Below are 2,131 nucleotides of genomic sequence, written 5' to 3' on the forward strand. Positions count from 1 at the left end.
CACATTTGAATGGAAAAAATTTTAAGGCGGAAACTCTTTGACAGAGCTCCGCCTTTTGAAATTCTCTCTTAGGTAAAATTTATTTATCCCAAAACAACATAAGAGAGGAATCACAAATGAATACTATCAATAAACTCACAACTTTTGCAAATACATTTCAGAAAGTTTTAGTAGGATTGGACCTTGCGTCAAAAGAAATTCAGTTAAGCTACGTTGATTTTGAAGGAATTGAACATGATTACAGCCTCAAGCCATCTAAATTATTGACGTTCATCAATGAACAGTCTAATCAGCGATATGTTTTTGCAATGGAGGCCTGTGGTGGTTCAAATTTTTGGGCAACACGCATAAAAGCACTTGGCTATGAAGTATATATTTTCCCTGCAAAATCCTGTCGAAACTACAATAGCAGTAAAAATAAGGATGACAGAGGTGATGCCAGAGGTGTCAGAAATGCACTGCTGATTTATAAAACTTATCCGGAATCAGCAACCTTTAAACCATGCTTAATCCGTGATGAAATAAACCGTCAGGAAATGTATATGGTTAAAAGCTATTCAGACCTACAAAGCAAAATTACTGCAACCAACAGAAATCTGGTTGCTTTCCTTAAAGAACAGGATGCTCTTAAAGGCTATAGTTATGCGATGACACCTTTTCAGACGATTCATCATATTAAGGACTTTATCAGTGAATATGAATATTGTAAAAATAAGGTTGAAGGTCTGTGCGAACATTTGGAATTTCAATGTGGAGAGCTTGAAAGGTATGCTATTAACCTTGCTTTAATTGAGAATAAATTTTTTGAACATTATGCTAAAACACATCCAAGTTGCGAAAAATATCTGTCCGTACTTGGTGTAGGAATTCCCCTAGCCGTGTCAGTAAGTGTTACAACTCAGGATGACTTTACAAGATACAGGAATGCAAACAGTTTTATTTCCTATATGCAGCTGGTTCCGATTCATCATGGTACTGGAGGCAAGAATAAGGTTGGTAAACACTCATCAGATGGAAATAAGACGTTAAAGACTCTTTTCTATGAAGGTGGTAACTCTCTCGTTGTCGCCCACAATAAACTTGTGGCAGCAAAGAAACTTGATGACAAGAAATTAGATTTAAAGGACAAGCGAATCAAGATAGCCTTTGCAAAAGATATTGCCAGAAATATCTTTAAGGTAGCAAATGATGAGTCGCTTAAAACTCAACAAACTACTGAACAGAAAAATGCCCCTGCTCAATGTAATTCCTCGTCAGAGTTTGCTCTTGCAATATCAGATAAAAAAATCGCACTTAATAAACTCAGTAAGTTCAGGTCGAAGCTAAAGAAACTAGAAAACAGTATTCGCTCAACTCTTGTTGATCCTGTTATTTATGAGATTTTGAAAGATACTGTAACAGTACAGATAGAGTCTCTTTTGGACAGTATAAAACTCAAGGTAAACGAATGCACTCCATGGCAGAAACAGCTTATTACGGAAATAAAAAGCTGCTACTGGAATACTGATTGCAGTTTAATTGATGATGCATCGTTGGATTAAATTAAAGAATTTTATAGTACTGAATATTTAAAACATTTTTGATCATCACCGACAAGATCGCTCCAAGGAGAAAAGCCGTTACTTAGTTAAACGCAGACAATCAGAGCCTGATTTGTTTTTGAACACACTTCTCTGGTTTTAAATTGAATTCGTAAGTATGGCTAAATAAAGCTGAAATGCACAAGCTAGTGGCAGTAAAAAGGGTATTTACCCTGATATTGCAGAAACACATTATATAGAAGTCGCAAAAAAGGATCGGCAGTGAAAATCAGAATCAAAACCAAAGGAAAGAATAATATCGGAAAACAGTAGTCAGAGTCCTAAATGAGTTAGATCCTGTATATGTCTGCCGTTGCAGATAGTTTTATTGTTGTCTCTAAAAATCAAAACAATGATAAAGTACAAGACACTAAAAATGAGCATTAAACCTAGATTTAATGCCGTATGAGCACAGATAAAAGTAAACAAAAGTTTGAAACCTGTAAAAAATTATGCGAATACTAAAAAAAAATCTTGACCTACTCACTTTCTCTATTTAGTTGTTAATACTTAATCGCTGATGAGACGTCCACGGGTAAGTACGCTAACTT

1 protein-coding gene is annotated in these 2,131 nt (G+C 35.2%); it reads left to right on the top strand.

Going from position 1 to position 2,131, the window contains the following annotated elements; translation table 11 throughout:
- Positions 1-116: 116 nt before the first annotated feature.
- Positions 117-1,541 carry a transposase gene (locus ACJMMI_RS08720; protein ID WP_405354994.1) on the top strand — a complete coding sequence of 475 codons (1,425 nt, stop codon included), beginning with the start codon at positions 117-119 and terminating at the stop codon, positions 1,539-1,541.
- Positions 1,542-2,131: the final 590 nt, after the last annotated feature.

Origin of the sequence: Ruminococcus sp. (genome assembly GCF_045129435.1) — a bacterium.
Taxonomy (GTDB): Bacteria; Bacillota; Clostridia; order Oscillospirales; family Acutalibacteraceae; genus Ruminococcoides.

Coding starts and splice junctions, on each gene's coding strand:
- ACJMMI_RS08720 (WP_405354994.1), top strand. CDS start 117: ATGAATACTATCAATAAACTCACAACTTTTGCAAATACATTTCAGAAA.